Below are 17,367 nucleotides of genomic sequence, written 5' to 3' on the forward strand. Positions count from 1 at the left end.
GGTTTACGCGGCTTCGATGTCTTCAAAAATTTCGGCCATAGGGATTTGAATACCAAGACTAGTCAGCTCGCAATCGACTTCGCCGACATAATCGTGCAGCAGCCAGTCGTTACTGGTGGTGCGGCGACAGCATTCAACCCGACGGGCGGCTATGTCGACGATCAGGTATTCCTTCAGCGAGTTGAGTTTGCGGTAGGCGACGAATTTGCCGCCGCGGTCGTAGTCGGCGGTGGAGTCGGACAATACTTCGACGATCAGTGATGGATTCGAAATGAATTGCTCCGATTTACGATCATCCAGATGACAGGACACCATCACGTCAGGATAAAAAAACGCATCGGCTGCTTCGACTTTCAATTTCATGTCAGCCATATACGAACGGCAAGGCGTGCCGCGCAGCCGTTGTCTCAACGCAGACGCGATATTCAAACTGACGACAACATGATCTTGCCGCGCACCAACCATGGCAAACACCTCGCCGGCGACGAATTCATGCTTCTCGGCCTGGGTTGCTTCCCAAGCCAGATAATCCTCGGCACTAAAATGAAGCCGCTCGGCGGTCTGCATCGTTATTTGTCGATATTGAAATATGGCGGCATGTCGGCGACATAAGCCAGATACATGGCATCGGCCATGGTCCACAGCACGTCGAGTTTGAATTTCAGGATGTCCAGCATGCGTTCCTGCTGCTCGCGGGTCTTGTACCAATCCAAAGTCAATTCAAGACCATGTTCAACGTCGCGGCGCGCCTCGGTCAAACGCTTACGGAAGTAAGCATAACCTTCCGGTTCGACCCATGGATAAACCTCAGGCCAGTTGTCCAGGCGTTGTTGATGAATTTTCGGCGCGAAAAGTTCCGTCAGCGAAGAGCTGGCGGCTTCGTGCCACTCGGCGCGGCGGGCGAAATTGACGTAAGCGTCCACGGCAAAACGCACGCCGGGCAACACGTGTTTCAACGAAGTAATCTCTTCGCGAGTCAGGCCGACCGCGATACCTAATTGTATCCAGGCCTCGATGCCGCCGGTGTCGCCGGGGTGGCCGTCGTGGTCGAGGATGCGTTGCACCCATTTGGCGCGGGTTTCCCGGTCCGGGCAATTGGCCATGATGTTGGCGTCCTTGATCGGAATCATAACCTGGTAATAAAAACGGTTGGCGACCCAGCCTTGCAATTGCTGCTTGGTCAGCTTGCCTTCGTTCATCAGCACATGCATCGGGTGATGGATGTGGTAGTACTTTTCCATGCCGCGCAATTTTGCTTCAAATTCTTCGCGGCTCCAGGGTTGGTTGTCAGCAGTCATGTAACACCTTTGTTATAAGTCGATTTCCAAACCGTCGTAAGCCACTTCGATGCCGTTGGCCTCCAGGGTCTTACGCTCCGGCGAATCTTCGTCGAGAATCGGGTTGGTGTTATTGATATGAATCAAAATCTTACGAGCGTTCGGCACGCCGTTCAATACCTCAATCATGCCGCCGGGGCCGGATTGCGGCAAGTGGCCGATTTCGCGGGCGCGTTTCTGGCTGATGCCGCGGACGACCATTTCGTCGTCGGTCCAAAACGTGCCGTCCACCATCAGGCAGTCAACGTTTTGCATGGCCTTGAACACATGCGGCTCGATTTCGCCCAGGCCGGGCGAGTAATACAGCTTTTTACCGGTCGAGATTTGTTCGACGATGACGCCGATATTGTCGCCGTCATGCGGATCGTGGCGGTGCGGCGAATAGGGCGGCGCCTTGCTTTTTAAGGCGTGGGCGTAAATCCGAATGTCGTCTATACCGGGAATTTCGAATGGAGTTTCGTCGCAGGCAATCGGATGATGGTTGACCGTGCAGTAATCTTTCAGCATCGTGAACAGGGGAAAGCCGGTCGTTAAATCTTGTCGAACCATCTCGGTGCAATATACTTTCAAGGGCTTGCCCTCGCGCAGCATTAGCATGCCGGTGGTATGGTCGATTTGACTATCGATTAACAAAACCGCCTTAATGCCGGTATCGCGAATGCCTTGTTTTGGCTGAATCGCTGGAAACGCTTCCAGTTGGGCGCGAATGTCCGGCGAGGTGTTGAACAGCAGCCAGTTGCGGTGGTCGGTGCTGATCGCAATCGAGGATTGGGTGCGGGCCTTGCCGTTGAATTCGCCTCTGCGGTAACGGCCGCAATTGTCGCAATTGCAATTCCATTGTGGGAAGCCGCCGCCGGCGCCGGCGCCGAGAACTCTGATTTTCATGTCGGATTCGGATTGGTGAACGAGCGCCGCATGATACGGGATTGAAAAACGCCAGGCAAAAAAAAGGGGCAGGAATTTGCCCCTTTTTTGTGACCAACCGTAATAATTAACGGTTGTAGATGTACATGGTAACTTCAAAACCGAAACGCATGTCGTTGTAAGCTGGTGTTTCCCATTTCATTTGTATACCCTCCAGAGGTTTTGTTGTTGTGTGCGATAGCTTGATCGAGAAAGCTGCGCCGAAGTATACGATGAAGTTTTTCTTTGCGCAACAGAGCGAATTCAAGACTCTTGGCGGTGTTCGGAGCCGCTTTCGAACCTTGAAGTTCCCGCTCTATTGCGTCATTTTTAGCGCGGTAGCAATCAAGACCAAAGCAAAGTAGCGTTTCAAGCGCTTAGCCGGTAAACGGTGTGCCAACTTTGCCCCGACCGGTGCGGTCAATACGCTAGTTAATGAAATTCCTACAAATGCCGGCAGGTACAGATGGCCGAGCTGGCCGCGCATCGCATCGTTCTCGTCTTGCCCCAATAAGGCGTAACTCGCCGCTGCGGAAAACGCGATCGCTACGGCACACGCGCTGGAAGTGGCAATGGCGTTTTTCATGGCCAAGCCGCTGCCGGCCAAGTAGGGGACACTCATCGTGCCGCCGCCTATGCCTAATATTGCCGATAACGCGCCAATCAAGAAGCCGACGATGTAGTCGATGCAGCGGCTACCGGTTCTTATGGTGGTTTTGGCTTGTTGTGGGCGGATCATGTTGACGCCGGTGTAGAGTAAATATGCGACGAAGCACCAACGCAATATCTCCGGATTGAAATGGTTTGCAGCCACGGCACCGGCAGCTGCGCCGGCCAGCAGGCTCGGGGCCAGTCTCGACACGCGTTGCCAGGCGATATTGCCGAGTTGATGATGGGTGCGTGCCGATGCCGCCGATGTCAATAAGGCCGATGCCAGTGATGTGGCGACGGCGGAAAGCATGACCCGCTCCGCAGCGAAGTCATGGGCTTGGAATAACCAAACCAGGACAGGTACGATAATGGTCCCGCCACCGATGCCGAACAACCCGGCGGCAAGGCCGGCGAACAGGCCCAGCAATAAGCTGGCGAAAAATACTTCAGTCATTGGGTAATTGATTCAGGTGGGTAAGCGCTGGCGGATTAACGCGTTGAATTGGACTCGGCTGCTCTTTGGTTCTGGCAAGGGCTGGTTGGAATAAGCCGGACGCTATCATAGCGACTCATTTATACTGTGTCTTTTTTGAAATTGCGGATTCGTTAGGTATGAAGACATATCTGGTCGGCGGCGCGGTGCGTGATCGTTTACTGGATTACCCGGTCGAGGAGCGCGATTGGCTGGTAGTCGGCGAAACCGCCGAGTCCATGCTGGCGCGCGGTTTTCGGCCGGTAGGAAAGGATTTTCCGGTGTTTTTGCATCCCGACACTCATGAAGAGTATGCCTTGGCCAGAACCGAGCGCAAAACCGCCGGCGGTTATAAAGGCTTTGCCGTGCATGCCGCTCCGGATGTGTCGCTGGAAGAGGATTTGCAGCGGCGCGATTTGACCATCAACGCGATGGCCATCGGCGACGACGGCGTATTGGTCGATCCGTTTTGCGGCCGGCAGGATCTCGAGCAAAGACTGCTGCGGCATGTTTCGCCGGCTTTTAGCGAAGATCCGGTGCGGATATTGCGCGCGGCGCGTTTTGCCGCTCGATATGCTCACCTCGGCTTCCGGGTGGCCGACGAAACTTTGGCGTTGATGCGGCAAATGGTCGCCGACGGCGAGGCCGACTACTTGGTATCAGAGCGGGTTTGGGCCGAATTGCACAAAGCGTTGTTGGAACGTACCCCGCAAGCATTTTTTCAGGTATTGCGCGATTGCGGGGCATTGCGGGTGGTGTTTCCGGAACTCGACGCTCTCTTCGGTGTGCCGCAACCGGAAAAGCATCATCCGGAAATCGATACCGGGGTGCATGCCTTGATGGTGTTGGAACAGGCGGCACAACTCTCCGCCAAAGCCGAGGTGCGTTTGGCGGCGTTGCTGCACGATTTGGGTAAGGCCTTGACGCCTCAGGCGCATTGGCCAAGCCATCATGGCCACGAAAAAAAAGGTTTGCCGGTGTTGCAGCGCTTCTGCCAGCGGTTACGGGTACCCAATTCGTTTAAAAACTTGAGTGCTCAAGTGATGGAATACCATACCCATTGTCATCGGGCGCTGGAATTGCGGGCGGATACCTTGGTCGACATGCTGATGGCGCTTGGCGCATTCAAACCGGACAGTCGGCTGGAGGAATTTTTATTGGCTTGCGAGGCCGATGCCAGAGGCCGTAGCGGTTTCGAGCAGCGTGCCTATCCGCAGGCGGACTATATACGTGGCGTCGCTGCGGCTGCCGCTGCGACTGGCACCGACGGCTTGCTTGACCAAGGCTTGCGCGGCGAGCAGATTGGTGCGGCAATCCGTGGCTTGAGGATACAGGCCGTCAGCCGCTACAAAACCCACTACCGGTCTATCGTTGCATGAATACCGTTCTGATTTCCGCCGGTTTGTTGGTTTGCAGCAATGTCTTCATGACCTTTGCCTGGTACGCGCATTTGAAAGAATTGAACAACAAACCATGGCTGGTCGCGGCATTGGCCAGTTGGGGGGTGGCTTTGTTCGAATACTTGCTACAAGTTCCGGCAAATCGTATCGGCTACACTGCGCTCAGCGTCGGCCAGTTGAAGATTATGCAGGAGGTGATTGCGTTGAGCGTGTTCGTGCCGTTTTCGGTGTACTACATGAAGGAGCCGCTGAAACTGGATTATTTGTGGGCCGGATTGTGTTTGCTCGGCGCGGTGTTTTTTATCTTCAGGGCCAAATTCAATTAAACGATTAAGGCTAAGCAGCCGGAATAGCGGATATCCAATATGCTGAGTTACCGACACGGTTTTCATGCCGGCAATTTTGCCGATGTTTTGAAACACAGCCTGCTGACTCTGGTCATCGCGGCTTTTAAGCAGAAGACCAAGCCATTCGTTTACATTGATACCCACGCCGGAGCCGGCAAGTACTCGCTTAAATCGGAGTTCGCCGAAAAGACCGGCGAATATCGACAGGGTATCGTACCTGTTTGGCGAGCATCGGATCCGCCGGCGGAATTACGCGACTATCTGGCAGCAGTACGCGCGGAAAATACCGGCAAGCAACTGCTGCGGTATCCGGGTTCGCCGCAATTGGTCCGGCGCTTGGTCCGGCCCCAGGATCGGTTATTATTGTCCGAATTGCACAGTTCCGACGCCGATGCATTGCAGCAGTTGTTTGCCGGTGATAAGCAGGTGGTCGTAGCCAGGGAGGACGGCTTGAGCATGTTAGCGAAAAAATTGCCGCCGATTCAGCGCCGCGGGCTGGTTTTGATCGACCCCAGTTACGAGATGAGAGACGAATACAAAAAAGTGGTCGCAGCTGTGGTGAGCGCCCACCGTCATTTCGCTACCGGAGTCTATGCGCTTTGGTATCCGGTCATCGAACGGGCCGCGACTGAAGATTTCGTTGCCAAACTGGCCGGGACCGGCATTCCCAAGCAATTGCGTATTGAACATTGCGTTGCCGACGACGGTGCCGGTCGGGGGATGACAGGATCCGGCATGCTGTTTATCAATCCGCCCTGGATGTTGGCCAGCCAGGCGCAAACATTGTTACCCTGGTTGGACAGGGTTTTGGCCGACGGCGGCGGACGCTGGAAAGTCGACTGGATCGTACCTGAGATCGGTGCGGGTAGCGCGTTACGGAATTAGCCATGTTGAGAAAAAATCTCGATCTAATCGTCGTCGGCTTTATCGTCTTGGCGCTCGTGATGTATGACGTGACGCTGGAGTTGTTGGGAGAATTGATGCACTTGATGTTCGAAGGTCTGCACGTGGCTTTCGAATACGTCGAGTTGGGTATCGAGGAAACGGTTGAGCTGATATTTCACGTGCTGGATGTAGGCGAAATTGTCGAATATTTGTTCGAGTCGGATCGCCACGGCAGCCAGGTCGTGACGTTTTACATCCTGCTGTCGATTTTCGGTTTCGGATTTTACAAATTATGGAAAACTTTGCCGCGGGTACACGCTTTTTTAAAATTGCGGCTACTGAACATCTGGGTCCGGCGCAAAACCGAGTTGCAACTGTACTGGTTGTCGCTGACGATGCGCAATAAGGTGACTCTTGCAATTACCGCATTGCTCGTCGCATATATCGCTTCCTTTTTCGTGATGTAAGTAACTGCGCTTTGCCAAACAGTTTTGAGCAATCTGATGCCATTAGAACAAGTCAAGCAATCCATTCTGGCCGGCAACGGTCTGCAAACTCAAGATATCGACAGGATCATGGCTGCGCTGCTCAGCGCGCCGGTGGATGCCGCCGATATTTATTTTCAATCCAGCCATTTCGAATCCTGGTCTTTGGAGGGCGGGATCATCAAAGAAGGCAGTCATTCGATAGAGCACGGAGCAGGGGTGCGGGCCATCAGCGGCGATAAAACCGGATTTGCTTATAGCGACCGGATCGAATTACCGATACTGCTGGAAGCCGCCAACAACGTCAAAGCCATCGTTCGCCAGGGGCAGCAGGCCCAACGTCGGATCGATACCTATCGCGGCGCGCCCTGTTTGTACCGGCCCGTGAATCCGCTAAAGTCTTTGGACGACCGGCAAAAAATCGAATTGTTGATGCGAGTCGATCGAGAAACCCGTAAGCTGGATTCGCGCATCGAAGAGGTCATGGTCAGTTTGATCGCCGCCTACGACCATGTGCTGATCGCAAACCAGGACGGCTCGTTGGCAGCCGACATTCGACCGCTGGTGCGGATGAATGTCACGGTGATCATGGTCGAGAAGGGCAGGCGTGAACAGGGCAGCATGGGCGGCGGCGGCCGCAGCGACTACGGCTATTTCCTGGAGGGCGATCGCGCGTTGGAATATGGCCGGGAGGCCGTGCGCCAGGCGCAAGTCAATTTACAAGCCCAGGAGGCCCCGGCCGGCAATATGACCGTGGTCTTGGGTTCCGGTTGGCCGGGGATTTTGCTGCACGAAGCCATCGGCCATGGTTTGGAGGGCGACTTTAACCGTAAAGGTACCTCGGCTTTTAGCGGCCGAGTCGGCGAACGGGTGGCCTCCGATCTGTGTACCGTGGTGGACGACGGCACGCTGCAAGGCCGGCGCGGTTCGTTGAATATCGACGACGAGGGGACTCCGACCGAAAATACCGTGTTGATCGAGAAGGGCATTCTGAAAGGTTACATGCAGGATAAACTGAACGCCCGGCTGATGGGTGTGGTGCCTACCGGCAACGGCCGCCGCGAATCCTATGCCCATCTGCCGATGCCCAGAATGACCAACACTTACATGTTGCCGGGGCAAAGCGATCCGGAAGAAATCATCGCCTCGGTAAAGAAAGGCCTGTATGCACGCAATTTCGGCGGCGGCCAGGTGGATATTACGTCTGGCAAGTTCGTATTCTCGGCCAGCGAAGCCTATCTGATCGAAAACGGTAAAATCACTCGGCCGGTAAAAGGCGCCACGCTGATCGGCAATGGTCCCGACGTACTGACCAAAGTTTCGATGGTAGGCAACGACATGGCTTTGGACAGCGGCGTCGGCACCTGCGGCAAGGACGGGCAAAGCGTTCCGGTCGGCGTCGGCCAGCCGACGCTGAAAATCGATGGATTAACGGTCGGCGGTACCGGCGTCTGAAGCAATGAAGTGCGAATGGAACCGCCTTCGCGCGTAACGACTAAACAAGAGATTCACCGTGCAAAACCAGGAAGAAATCGATCGATTAAAAGAGGTTGTCCAGCATTTGTTGGACGAAGCCAGATTACAAGGCGCCACTGCCGCAGAAGCTGCATTCAGCGTCGATAACGGCCTGTCGGTATCTGCCCGGCTCGGCGACGTGGAAACCGTGGAATACCATTGCGACCAAGGCGTCGGCGTCACGGTGTATTTCGGCAAAAAGAAAGGCTCGGCCAGCACCAACGATATTTCTGCGGGTTCGCTGAAGGAAACCGTCAAGGCGGCGTGCAGTATTGCCCGTTATGCCAGCGAGGACGAGTTTGCCGGGCTGCCCGATCCGGAATTACTGGCCACAGAGTTTCCCGATCTCGATCTGAATCATCCTTGGGCGTTGAATGCCGAGCAGGCGATTGAAGTAGCGATCGAATGCGAAAACGCAGCGCGCGGATATAGCTCGGAGATCAGTAATTCCGAGGGCGCTTCGGTCAATACCCACCAAGGTACTAGGGTGTTCGGTAATTCTTCGGGATTTTTGCAAGGCTACCAATCCAGTCGCCATTCTGTGAGCTGTTCGGTGCTGGCGGGTAGCGGCGACTCGATGCAGCGCGATTATTGGTACAGTGTGGCGCGTAATCCGTTCGATTTGGAGTCTGCGGCGCAGGTTGGCGAACAAGCCGCCCAGCGCACGGTTGCCCGGCTAGGTGCGCGGACTCTCGGCACCCGGCAGTGTCCGGTGTTGTTCGCGCCAGAGATGGCTTCCGGTTTGATCGGCGCTTTGTTGGGCGCGATCAGCGGCGGCAGCCTTTACCGAAAATCTTCTTTTCTGCTGGACAGCCTCGGGACGCAGATATTGCCTGAGTTCGTGCGGATACACGAGCAACCGTTGTTGCCGCGCGCACTGGGTAGCGCCAGCTACGATGCGGAAGGCGTGGCGACGCGGGCGCGCGACATTGTCGGCAGCGGCATTCTGCAATCCTATATTCTCAGTACCTATTCTGCACGAAAGCTGGGGATGCAGACTACCGGTAATGCCGGCGGCGTGCATAACCTGATTGTCGAGCCGGGCGACCGCGATTTTGCAGGAATGTTGAAGCTGTTGGGTACCGGTTTGTTGGTAACCGAATTGATGGGGCAGGGCGTCAATCGCGTGACCGGCGACTATTCGCGCGGCGCGGCCGGATTCTGGGTCGAGAACGGCGCGATTCAATTTCCGGTACAGGAAATCACGATCGCCGGTAACCTGAAGGATATGTTGCGCAATATCGTCGCGATTGGCAGCGATACGGACTTACGTGGCAACATCCGGGTGGGCTCGATCCTGTTGGAGCGGATGGCAATCGCCGGCGAGTAGATGCTGCTGTTTCGACTGAATAGAATGCGTTGGTGACGGAAGCCGGGGTCCCCAAGCTTCCTTTTAGTCGGATAATCTAAGCTTTGCGGCGCAAACCGAACCAGCCTACCAGGCTGGAACCGAATAACCATATTGCTGCGGGTACAGGAACTGCTGCGACCTCCGCTAACACCGCGTAGCGAACTTGGGATTGGTTACCGTCGACCAGAGACACGAAAGCAAAGTCGTTGAACGGATGGTAGTCGTCAGTATGGAAGCGCCAGTCGAAACTGAATGACTCGCCGGCCAACGCTGTTAACGCAAACGTATACAGTTCGCCGTCGGTGCCGTGCTCATTCTGGGTGTTGGCATAGTTTGCAGTATCTGCAGGGCTGGCCGGGTTGGTTCTCAAGGCTTTTACGTAGCCGGGAAGGTCGAGGTAGGACTCTATGCTCGAATCACCTTCATCGCTGACCCCGATAGTGACTGTGCCGGTAAAATCAGCGACAAACGTATAGTTAAATGTTTGCAGTCCGGAATCGCCGAAGCTGGGTACGAATATCGTGTTTGCCTGGGCAATCCCCGTTGAGGCTAGCGTCAAGAATATTCCGAGTAGGCAGTATTTCATTGTATGCTCCAATTGACTGAGATGAATAAACTCTCTCCCCTTGAAGACTGTCACGCAGAAAATAGGCCAACATTTACTTATATAATGTTTTTATGGGCTTATGTGTTTATTGGTTTGGTGCGCAAACCGTATTTGTAAAAGCGGCCGACGGTCCGGCAGTTGGGTTGATTGACCGGTTAACGAGGTGGTTCATGGTTCGGTTGAACTGGTAGCGCCGCCAAAATCTCTTCTATCAGTTTCGGGCCGCGGTAAATCAAGCCGCTATAAATTTGCAGCAAACTGGCTCCGGCATTGAGTTTTTCTTGGGCGTCTTCGGCGCAGAGAATGCCGCCGGCAGCGATAATCGGAACCCGGTTTTGCAAGGTCTCGGCCAGCCCCTTCACTACTCTGGTCGCGGCATCTTTGACCGGCGCGCCGCTCAGGCCGCCGCTTTCCTCGGCGTGAATATGACCCTGTACTTTGTCACGTGTGATCGTGGTATTGGTAGCAATTACGCCGTCGATGCCGAAATCCAGTAGTAACTCGGCAATATGTCTGATTTCCTCATCATTCAAATCCGGTGCGATTTTCACTGCGATTGGCGTATATTTCCCGTGCTGCGCCTGCAACCGGTTCTGTTCGTTTTTCAGTGTTTCCAACAGATGCTTGATTTCGTCGCCTTGTTGTAACTGGCGTAAATTTTTGGTGTTGGGTGAGGAGATATTGATCGTAATGTAGCTGGCGGCAGCGTAACTTTTGCGTAAACCGATCAAGTAGTCGTCAGTCGCCTGTTCCAACGGCGTATCGGCGTTTTTACCGATATTGATACCCAAAATACCTTGGTAATGCCGCTTTCCGGTTTGCTCCAGTAGATGGTCGATGCCGAGGTTGTTGAATCCCATCCGATTGATAATGGCCCGGTGTTCCGGTAGGCGGAACAGGCGCGGCTTGGGGTTTCCGGGCTGCGGCCTGGGTGTTACCGTGCCGATTTCGATAAAGCCGAAGCCCAATGCCGCCAGGGCGTCGATGTAATCTCCGTTTTTATCCAGGCCTGCGGCCAGGCCCAATGGGTTCTCAAATTCCAGGCCCATGACCATGACTGGTTTGACTGTCGACTGGGCCTTGATCAAGCCGGAAAGGCCGCTCAACTGCGCCAGCTTTAATAGGTCAAGCGTCAGGTGATGTGCTGTTTCCGGAGGTAGAGAAAATAGTAACGGGCGGACTGAGGAATATAGATTCATGATGCGGTTGGTCGATTCAGCGAATAAGGGGTTGGGTCGATACTGGTCGGGCGTTGCAATACCAAGTCAGCTAACAGCTGGGCGGCCGCCGGCCCCATGACCAAGCCATTGCGGAAATGGCCGGCGTTGATATAAAGATTTTCGATATCTGGATGCTGGCCGATAAAGGGTATGCCCTGCGGGCTGCCGGGACGCAGGCCGGCCCAATGGTGGCTGACCGGGAAGTTCTTTAGGATTGGTAGCAGTTGCGTAGCGAACCGATAGAGTTGTTCGCGGGCCTGTTCGGTGGTGGTTTTGTCGAAACCGGCCTGTTCGACCGTGCTGCCTACCAGAATCTTGCCGTCGCGGCGGGGAATCAAATACTGGTCGCCGTCCAGAACCATGTAATGCAGCGTCTCCGGCTTAGCGTCGAATAGCAGCATTTGGCCTCGGACCGGTTGGATGTCGATATCGGCTGGCCAATCCGGCAACAAATTATTTAAAAATTCGCGGGTCCAGGCGCCAGTGCTTACGACCAGTTCATTCACCGAATATTGACCATGTTTGGTTTTTACACCTGTGACGCGGCGATCGACGATATCGATTTCCTCGATTTCGGTGTCGCTGATGAATTCGGTGTCGAGTTGGGACAAATATGCGGATAGAGATTTCAACAGGCGCGGATTGCGGGCCTGGGCAATTCCCGGAAGCCATATTGGCTGTTCGAATTGGGTTGTCAGCGTTGAGGTCTGCTCGGCGAAAGCGGTTTGGAATACCACGTCGTAGCGGCGACACCAGCGTTCCGCGGCTTCGAAATCGGGATTTTTGCAGATCAGCATGCCGCATTCCCGCCATTCGGGGTCTATCCCGGTCTTGGCTAATAGTTCCGCGCTTAATTGCGGATATAGTTTCAAACTTTGTATCGCAAGTTCGGAAATCGCTGTAGCCTGTCGCCAGGGATAAATCGGCAGTAATATGCCGCCGCCGGCCCATGAGGATTCCAGTCCGGGGCGAGATTTGTCCAACAGGGTGACTTCTCGACCGGCGTTGCGGAATTCACGGGCGGCAAGTTGGCCGCTAATGCCGGCGCCGATGATCAAAATGTCCAGGTGATGGCTCATGCGGAATAGGGGGAGTGTCGGGCTATGGTTGCATTATTTAAGTTACCACGAAGCCATCGTGCTCGGTAGGCTTGAGGTGTTTGTGTCGGCTGTGTTAAAAAACAAAAGAATGTTGTTTATTTTTGACAATTTTTGATTTCAGATTACAAAGATATTGCAACTATTTGAAATAAAACTATTTTTTTTGAGCAAAAAAATAAGGTCAAAACTTGTGTGGCTGGTGTTTTGCTGCTATTATTGCCCGCGTGAAGAAATCCTGTGTTGCTATAAAGCCAATTCAGTCTTAACAATAACAACCCTTGGGGGGGAACAACAATGAGTTTTACTAAAACCAAATTAGCGCTGGGCGTTGCCGCAGCGACTTTGACAATGGCTGGAGCAATGGTTGCCCCGCAAGCCCAAGCAGCAGACAACAAAGCCGAGCGCGTTGCCGATGCCGCAGCCAGAAAGGCTGAAGCGCTGGAAGCGCAAATGGAACAAATGAACAGCATGATGCAGCAAATGCAGGCCGAGTTGAGCCGCGTCAAATCTGCCGCTGCTTCCAAAGACTCTACCGAAACCGCCAAAATTCAAGAATTGGATCAGTGGATGGCGTCTGTTAAAGCAGCTCCTGCCGCTTCCGGTGCTAAAGACAACTTGGTTGCGGTGCGTGGTGGTTGGACTCGTCTGGACCAATCCAGAAAAGCAGGCGCTAACCAGCCAGGAGCTATCTTGAGTGGATCTGACTTATTGTCTGATAACGGAAACGCAGACGGCTTCTATTTTGGTGGCGCTTTCGACTTCAATGTTAACAACGATTTGTTCGGTTTGATGGACGATACTTCGTTCGGAATCGAATTGGGTGTCGAATACTCTGAATTCGGTACCGGCCAAAACAACCTGACAGCCACATATCCTGCGGCTTTGGGTACAACCGGTGTTGCCGTAAACCCAGGCACTTCTACCGACAATCGTTTGCGTATCAATGCCTCTCCCAAAATCAAATTCATGCATGGCAGCAAATTGCGCCCATGGATTATTCCAGTAGGTCTGGAGCTGAACATCCTGGGTGTTCCTTCTCGCGCGGTTTCCGTGCTTAACTCAGGCATGCAATTCGGTGGTGGTTTGGAATACGAATTGTTCAGAGGTATCGTCCTGGGTTCCGACGTGCGTTACCACTATTCGACCAGCAAAATCGATGGTACAGAGACCGATGGTTTCAGCGCCGGCGGTTCTGTGGGCTTTAAATTCTAAGTTCGCGAGCAAATTTGCTTGATCTCAAAAAAGGGAAGGCTTCGCCTTCCCTTTTTTTATGCCGCAAAGACTTTGTTATACTGCCACGCCCTGGTATCGCTGATAAAGCCGTGCGAGTCAAGTTGTATCTTGGAGAACAATGAAGTCTCTTTATTCTGAAATTACCCCTTTTCATACCTTCTTTCTAGAAACCGGGAGCGATCATCGCATCTACGTAGAGCAATCCGGTAATCCGGCCGGGATTCCGGCGATATTTCTGCATGGTGGTCCCTGCTCCGGTACGAAACCGGACCATCGGCGATTTTTCAATCCCGAGCGCTACCACATCATTTTGCTGGATCAGCGTGGATGCGGCCTGTCTGAGCCTTTCGGCGAATTGCAGGGTAACACGACGCAAGATCTGCTGGCGGACATGGAGCGTATTCGTGAGCGTTTGGGTATTCGGCAATGGTTATTGTTCGGCGGCTCCTGGGGTGGAACCTTGGCCTTGCTCTATGCCCAACGCCATCCGGAACGTGTGTTGGCTATGATTCTGCGCGGTGTATTCTTGGCGCGCCGCGTCGATATGGAATGGTTTCTCGGTGAAAATGGCGTAAACAAGATCTATCCGGAATTGTGGCAGGAGTTGCAGGATTATCTGCCCGATTTGCCGGGCGGCACGATGCTGGAGCGTTTCTGCGAGGCGTTGTTCAGTGCCGATCAGGAGATGGCCAAGTGTGCGGTGAGGCTATGGCAGGCATGGAGCGGTCAAGTGGCGCTTGGCAATGATTACCAGGAAAGCCTGGAAGCGGTTAACGAAAAAATGCTGCGCCAGGTCAAGATGGAGTTGCATTATGCCGCCCATGATTACTTTATCGTCGATAATCAGATCTTGGCCAATTGCGCCGGGTTGAGCGCGATTCCAACCGTGATTATTCATGGTCGTAACGATTTGACTTGCCCTATCGAGTCGGGCTGGCGGTTGCATCGGGCGCTCCCGCAATCGAGTTTACGGATCTTGCAGAATGCCGGGCACATCGCCCGTGGCGAGGAAATGATCGATGCGTTAGTGTCCGCTACCGATGAGATGGTGGCTGTTTTGGTTTAAGGATTGAAAGTATGGCGGATATCAAGCGGATCGTAATCGGCATGACGGGGGCGACCGGTGCGATTTATGGCATACGGATGTTGGAGATCTTGCGCGAACGAGGCGGTTGGGAAACCCATTTGGTAATTTCTTCCGCCGGGTTGGTCAATTTGAAGTACGAGTTGGACCTGGACCGAGCCGAGCTTTATCGAATGGCCGATTTTACCCATGGCATCAACGATATCGCGTCGTGTATTGCCAGCGGTTCGTTCAAAACCGAAGGCGTGGTGATTGCGCCCTGCTCGATGAAGACTCTTGCCGCCGTAGCTCACGGATTCGGCGACAACCTGATTTCCCGGGCAGCGGACGTGGCACTGAAGGAGCGGCGGAAAACAGTGTTGGTGCCGCGGGAGACGCCGCTGAATCTGGCTCACATTCGCAACATGGCTGCCGTGACTGAAATGGGCGGTATTATTTTTCCGCCGATGCCGGCCTTCTATAACAAGAGCGATTCGTTGCGCGCCATGGTGGATGAGGGGGTGGGCCGCATCCTGGAAATGTTTGGCGTCGACGCCTGCGGTTTATACAGGCCGTGGACCGGTCTCGGCGGCTGAATGCCGTCTATCCCAAGCCGGATTAAGGTTTTTCGCCCGGAAATAGCTGCTCTTCAATTGACAGGGCGCCACGTTCTGATTTAGAGTTGCCCCACTCGCTTAAACCGCCCACTGACAAAGGCTTGCGGCGCTCTCGATTTGGCGACAAATGAGAGGTTTACGGTAGGGGTGGGTCTTAAAAACAATAACTGTAACTACAACAATCGGAGCACATAAATATGGCAAGACCATTAATTCAAATGGCGTTGGACTCATTGGATTTCGACCAAACCGTAGCATTGGCAGATAAAGTAGCGCCTTACGTCGACATTTTTGAAATCGGTACCCCTTGCATCAAATACAACGGTATCAACTTGGTCAAAGAACTGAGAAACCGTTACCCAGACAAATTGTTGTTGGTCGACCTGAAAACCATGGACGCCGGCGAATACGAAGCAGGCGCTTTCTACGCAGCCGGCGCAGACATCTGCACCGTGTTGGGCGTATCCGGTCTGGCCACCATCGGCGGTGTGATCAAAGCAGCAAAAAAACACGCTGCCGAAGTTCAAGTCGACCTGATCAACGTGCCTAACAAAGCTGAGTGCGCACGCGAATCCGCCAAATTGGGCGCGCAAATCATGGGCGTTCACACCGGTCTGGACGCTCAAGCCGCTGGCCAAACACCGTTCGGCGATTTGAACGAAGTGGCTTCACTGGGCCTGAACGTTCGCGTTTCTGTTGCCGGCGGTATCAAACCAGCCACGATCGACCAAACCGTTAAAGCCGGTGCCAACATCATCGTCGTCGGTGCGGCTATCTACGGTGCGCCATGCCCTGCAACCGCTGCTCGCGAAATCCGCGAACTGGTTGACGCTGCTGCTGCATAAGCCAACCTTGGCAACGCCTAGTTTCTAGGAAATACTAAGGACGGGTGGTTCGCGCCACTCGTCCTTTTGTTTGTTATACCCCCAGTTTTTTTTGCTTGGCCCCACTCAAGGGTCTGCTAGCACCATTAGAAGATTCAATTTAGGAGACCAACATGCCTTCGCGTCGAGACTTAGCGAACGCCATCCGCGCACTTAGCATGGACGCGGTACAAAAAGCCAATTCAGGACACCCTGGAGCCCCGATGGGGATGGCCGATATCGCCGAAGTACTGTGGAACGATTTTCTGAACCACAACCCGAACAACCCGAAATGGGCCAACCGCGACCGCTTCGTGCTGTCCAACGGTCACGGCTCCATGCTGATTTACTCGCTGTTGCACCTGTCGGGCTACAACCTGCCGATCGACGAACTGAAACAGTTCCGCCAACTGCACTCGCAAACCCCGGGCCATCCGGAATACGGCTACACCGACGGCGTCGAAACCACTACCGGCCCGCTGGGCCAAGGCATCACCAATGCCGTCGGTTTCGCCATTGCCGAACGCGCCCTGGCCGGCCAATTCAACCGTCCCGGCCACGACATCGTCGACCACTACACTTACGTGTTCCTGGGTGACGGCTGCCTGATGGAAGGCATCTCCCACGAAGCCTGCTCGTTGGCCGGCTCGATGAAACTGGGCAAACTGATCGCCATCTACGACGACAACAACATCTCCATTGACGGCGAAGTCCGCGGCCACGGCGACGTCACCGGCTGGTTCCTGGACAACACCCCGGCCCGTTTCGAAGCCTACGGCTGGCACGTCATCCCCAAAGTCGACGGCCACGATCCGGACGCGGTGAAAAAAGCCATCGAAGAAGCTAAAAAAGTCACCGACAAACCTTCGATCATCTGCTGCCAAACCATCATCGGCTTCGGTTCGCCGAACAAACAAGGCAAAGAAGAATGCCACGGCGCTGCACTGGGTGAAGCCGAAGTCGCCGCCACCCGCGAACAACTGGGCTGGCCGCACGCGCCGTTCGAAATTCCGGCCGACATCTACGCCGGTTGGGATGCCAAAGCCAAAGGCGACCGCCTGGAAAGCGCGTGGAACGACAAATTCGCCGCCTACCAAGCCGCGCACCCGGAACTGGCTGCAGAATTCGAACGCCGCATGGCCGGCGAACTGCCGAAAGACTGGAGCGAAAAAGCCAACGCCTTCATCGCCGAGGTCAACGCCAAAGCCGAAACCATCGCCAGCCGCAAAGCCTCGCAAAACACCCTGAACGGCTTCGGCCCGTTGCTGCCGGAACTGATGGGCGGCTCCGCCGACCTGGCCGGCTCCAACCTGACCTT

At 54.4% G+C, this 17,367-nt stretch carries 19 protein-coding genes; 11 read left to right on the plus strand and 8 right to left on the minus strand.

Going from position 1 to position 17,367, the window contains the following annotated elements:
- Positions 1–3: 3 nt before the first annotated feature.
- The 5 genes from NP603_RS17330 to NP603_RS17350 form a co-directional block, all read right to left on the minus strand.
- Positions 4–567: a Uma2 family endonuclease gene (locus NP603_RS17330; RefSeq protein WP_256612152.1), complete on the minus strand. Its 564-nt coding sequence runs from the start codon at positions 565–567 to the stop codon at positions 4–6.
- Between the two features lie 2 nt (positions 568–569).
- On the minus strand, positions 570–1,298 hold the full coding sequence (gene pqqC, locus NP603_RS17335) for a pyrroloquinoline-quinone synthase PqqC (protein WP_256612153.1): 729 nt from the start codon (positions 1,296–1,298) through the stop codon (positions 570–572).
- 12 nt (positions 1,299–1,310) lie between these two features.
- Positions 1,311–2,222, minus strand: a complete 912-nt coding sequence (pqqB, locus tag NP603_RS17340) for a pyrroloquinoline quinone biosynthesis protein PqqB (RefSeq protein ID WP_256612154.1) — start codon at positions 2,220–2,222, stop codon at positions 1,311–1,313.
- Positions 2,223–2,328: 106 nt separating this feature from the next.
- Entirely contained in the window at positions 2,329–2,403 is a 75-nt protein-coding gene (gene pqqA / locus NP603_RS17345; RefSeq protein ID WP_054760176.1) for a pyrroloquinoline quinone precursor peptide PqqA, read from the minus strand.
- Between the two features lie 153 nt (positions 2,404–2,556).
- Positions 2,557–3,345, minus strand: a complete 789-nt coding sequence (locus NP603_RS17350; protein WP_256612155.1) for a sulfite exporter TauE/SafE family protein — start codon at positions 3,343–3,345, stop codon at positions 2,557–2,559.
- Between the two features lie 158 nt (positions 3,346–3,503).
- On the opposite strand from NP603_RS17350, the gene NP603_RS17355 reads away from it, so the two are divergent.
- The 6 genes from NP603_RS17355 to pmbA are packed head-to-tail and all read left to right on the plus strand — an operon-like array spanning position 3,504 to position 9,325.
- Positions 3,504–4,742 carry a multifunctional CCA addition/repair protein gene (locus tag NP603_RS17355; RefSeq protein WP_256612156.1) on the plus strand — a complete coding sequence of 413 codons (1,239 nt, stop codon included), beginning with the start codon at positions 3,504–3,506 and terminating at the stop codon, positions 4,740–4,742.
- Complete coding sequence (locus NP603_RS17360) at positions 4,739–5,089, plus strand: DMT family protein (protein WP_256612157.1); 351 nt, start codon at positions 4,739–4,741, stop codon at positions 5,087–5,089. The genes NP603_RS17355 and NP603_RS17360 overlap by 4 nt, the downstream gene beginning before the upstream one ends.
- 39 nt (positions 5,090–5,128) lie before the next feature.
- On the plus strand, positions 5,129–5,995 hold the full coding sequence (locus NP603_RS17365) for a 23S rRNA (adenine(2030)-N(6))-methyltransferase RlmJ (RefSeq protein ID WP_256612158.1): 867 nt from the start codon (positions 5,129–5,131) through the stop codon (positions 5,993–5,995).
- A 2-nt stretch (positions 5,996–5,997) separates the two neighbouring features.
- On the plus strand, positions 5,998–6,462 hold the full coding sequence (locus NP603_RS17370; protein ID WP_256612160.1) for a hypothetical protein: 465 nt from the start codon (positions 5,998–6,000) through the stop codon (positions 6,460–6,462).
- A gap of 36 nt (positions 6,463–6,498) precedes the next feature.
- The gene (tldD, locus tag NP603_RS17375) at positions 6,499–7,935 is read left to right on the plus strand and encodes a metalloprotease TldD (protein WP_256612161.1); all 1,437 of its coding nucleotides are present in this window, start codon (positions 6,499–6,501) and stop codon (positions 7,933–7,935) included.
- A 58-nt stretch (positions 7,936–7,993) separates the two neighbouring features.
- A complete protein-coding gene (gene pmbA, locus NP603_RS17380) occupies positions 7,994–9,325 on the plus strand; it encodes a metalloprotease PmbA (protein ID WP_256612162.1) in 1,332 nt (443 codons plus the stop codon).
- Between the two features lie 76 nt (positions 9,326–9,401).
- Here the strand turns inward: pmbA and NP603_RS17385 are convergent, their stop codons facing one another.
- The 3 genes from NP603_RS17385 to thiO all read right to left on the minus strand — a co-directional run bounded on the left by NP603_RS17385 (position 9,402) and on the right by thiO (position 12,252).
- The gene (locus NP603_RS17385; RefSeq protein ID WP_256612163.1) at positions 9,402–9,932 is read right to left on the minus strand and encodes a PEP-CTERM sorting domain-containing protein; all 531 of its coding nucleotides are present in this window, start codon (positions 9,930–9,932) and stop codon (positions 9,402–9,404) included.
- Positions 9,933–10,108: 176 nt separating this feature from the next.
- Entirely contained in the window at positions 10,109–11,152 is a 1,044-nt protein-coding gene (locus NP603_RS17390; protein WP_256612164.1) for a quinone-dependent dihydroorotate dehydrogenase, read from the minus strand.
- A complete protein-coding gene (gene thiO / locus NP603_RS17395; RefSeq protein ID WP_256612165.1) occupies positions 11,149–12,252 on the minus strand; it encodes a glycine oxidase ThiO in 1,104 nt (367 codons plus the stop codon). The genes NP603_RS17390 and thiO overlap by 4 nt, the downstream gene beginning before the upstream one ends.
- Before the next feature lie 315 nt (positions 12,253–12,567).
- Here thiO and NP603_RS17400 point away from each other — a divergent pair, with 315 nt between their 5' ends.
- From NP603_RS17400 to NP603_RS17420, 5 genes are all read left to right on the plus strand, one after another.
- Positions 12,568–13,485, plus strand: a complete 918-nt coding sequence (locus NP603_RS17400) for a putative outer membrane beta-barrel protein (protein WP_256612166.1) — start codon at positions 12,568–12,570, stop codon at positions 13,483–13,485.
- A gap of 139 nt (positions 13,486–13,624) precedes the next feature.
- On the plus strand, positions 13,625–14,572 hold the full coding sequence (gene pip / locus NP603_RS17405) for a prolyl aminopeptidase (RefSeq protein ID WP_256612167.1): 948 nt from the start codon (positions 13,625–13,627) through the stop codon (positions 14,570–14,572).
- A gap of 11 nt (positions 14,573–14,583) precedes the next feature.
- Entirely contained in the window at positions 14,584–15,165 is a 582-nt protein-coding gene (locus tag NP603_RS17410) for a UbiX family flavin prenyltransferase (protein WP_256612168.1), read from the plus strand.
- 218 nt (positions 15,166–15,383) lie between these two features.
- The gene (hxlA, locus tag NP603_RS17415) at positions 15,384–16,031 is read left to right on the plus strand and encodes a 3-hexulose-6-phosphate synthase (RefSeq protein ID WP_256612169.1); all 648 of its coding nucleotides are present in this window, start codon (positions 15,384–15,386) and stop codon (positions 16,029–16,031) included.
- A 152-nt stretch (positions 16,032–16,183) separates the two neighbouring features.
- The coding region (locus NP603_RS17420) for a transketolase family protein (RefSeq protein WP_256612170.1) at positions 16,184–17,367 on the plus strand (1,184 nt) is incomplete at its 3' end.

The sequence above is a fragment of the Methylomonas aurea genome, assembly GCF_024505045.1.
Taxonomy (GTDB): domain Bacteria; phylum Pseudomonadota; class Gammaproteobacteria; order Methylococcales; family Methylomonadaceae; genus Methylomonas; species Methylomonas aurea.

Bases quoted from the DNA above. Each gene is read 5' to 3' on its own strand.
- hxlA (WP_256612169.1), top strand. From the start codon at position 15,384: ATGGCAAGACCATTAATTCAAATGGCGTTGGACTCATTGGATTTCGAC.
- NP603_RS17410 (WP_256612168.1), top strand. From the start codon at position 14,584: ATGGCGGATATCAAGCGGATCGTAATCGGCATGACGGGGGCGACCGGT.
- pqqB (WP_256612154.1), bottom strand. From the start codon at position 2,222: ATGAAAATCAGAGTTCTCGGCGCCGGCGCCGGCGGCGGCTTCCCACAA.
- NP603_RS17355 (WP_256612156.1), top strand. From the start codon at position 3,504: ATGAAGACATATCTGGTCGGCGGCGCGGTGCGTGATCGTTTACTGGAT.
- tldD (WP_256612161.1), top strand. From the start codon at position 6,499: ATGCCATTAGAACAAGTCAAGCAATCCATTCTGGCCGGCAACGGTCTG.
- thiO (WP_256612165.1), bottom strand. From the start codon at position 12,252: ATGAGCCATCACCTGGACATTTTGATCATCGGCGCCGGCATTAGCGGC.
- NP603_RS17385 (WP_256612163.1), bottom strand. From the start codon at position 9,932: ATGAAATACTGCCTACTCGGAATATTCTTGACGCTAGCCTCAACGGGG.
- NP603_RS17400 (WP_256612166.1), top strand. From the start codon at position 12,568: ATGAGTTTTACTAAAACCAAATTAGCGCTGGGCGTTGCCGCAGCGACT.
- pip (WP_256612167.1), top strand. From the start codon at position 13,625: ATGAAGTCTCTTTATTCTGAAATTACCCCTTTTCATACCTTCTTTCTA.
- NP603_RS17350 (WP_256612155.1), bottom strand. From the start codon at position 3,345: ATGACTGAAGTATTTTTCGCCAGCTTATTGCTGGGCCTGTTCGCCGGC.
- NP603_RS17370 (WP_256612160.1), top strand. From the start codon at position 5,998: ATGTTGAGAAAAAATCTCGATCTAATCGTCGTCGGCTTTATCGTCTTG.
- NP603_RS17330 (WP_256612152.1), bottom strand. From the start codon at position 567: ATGCAGACCGCCGAGCGGCTTCATTTTAGTGCCGAGGATTATCTGGCT.
- NP603_RS17360 (WP_256612157.1), top strand. From the start codon at position 4,739: ATGAATACCGTTCTGATTTCCGCCGGTTTGTTGGTTTGCAGCAATGTC.
- NP603_RS17365 (WP_256612158.1), top strand. From the start codon at position 5,129: ATGCTGAGTTACCGACACGGTTTTCATGCCGGCAATTTTGCCGATGTT.
- NP603_RS17390 (WP_256612164.1), bottom strand. From the start codon at position 11,152: ATGAATCTATATTCCTCAGTCCGCCCGTTACTATTTTCTCTACCTCCG.
- pqqC (WP_256612153.1), bottom strand. From the start codon at position 1,298: ATGACTGCTGACAACCAACCCTGGAGCCGCGAAGAATTTGAAGCAAAA.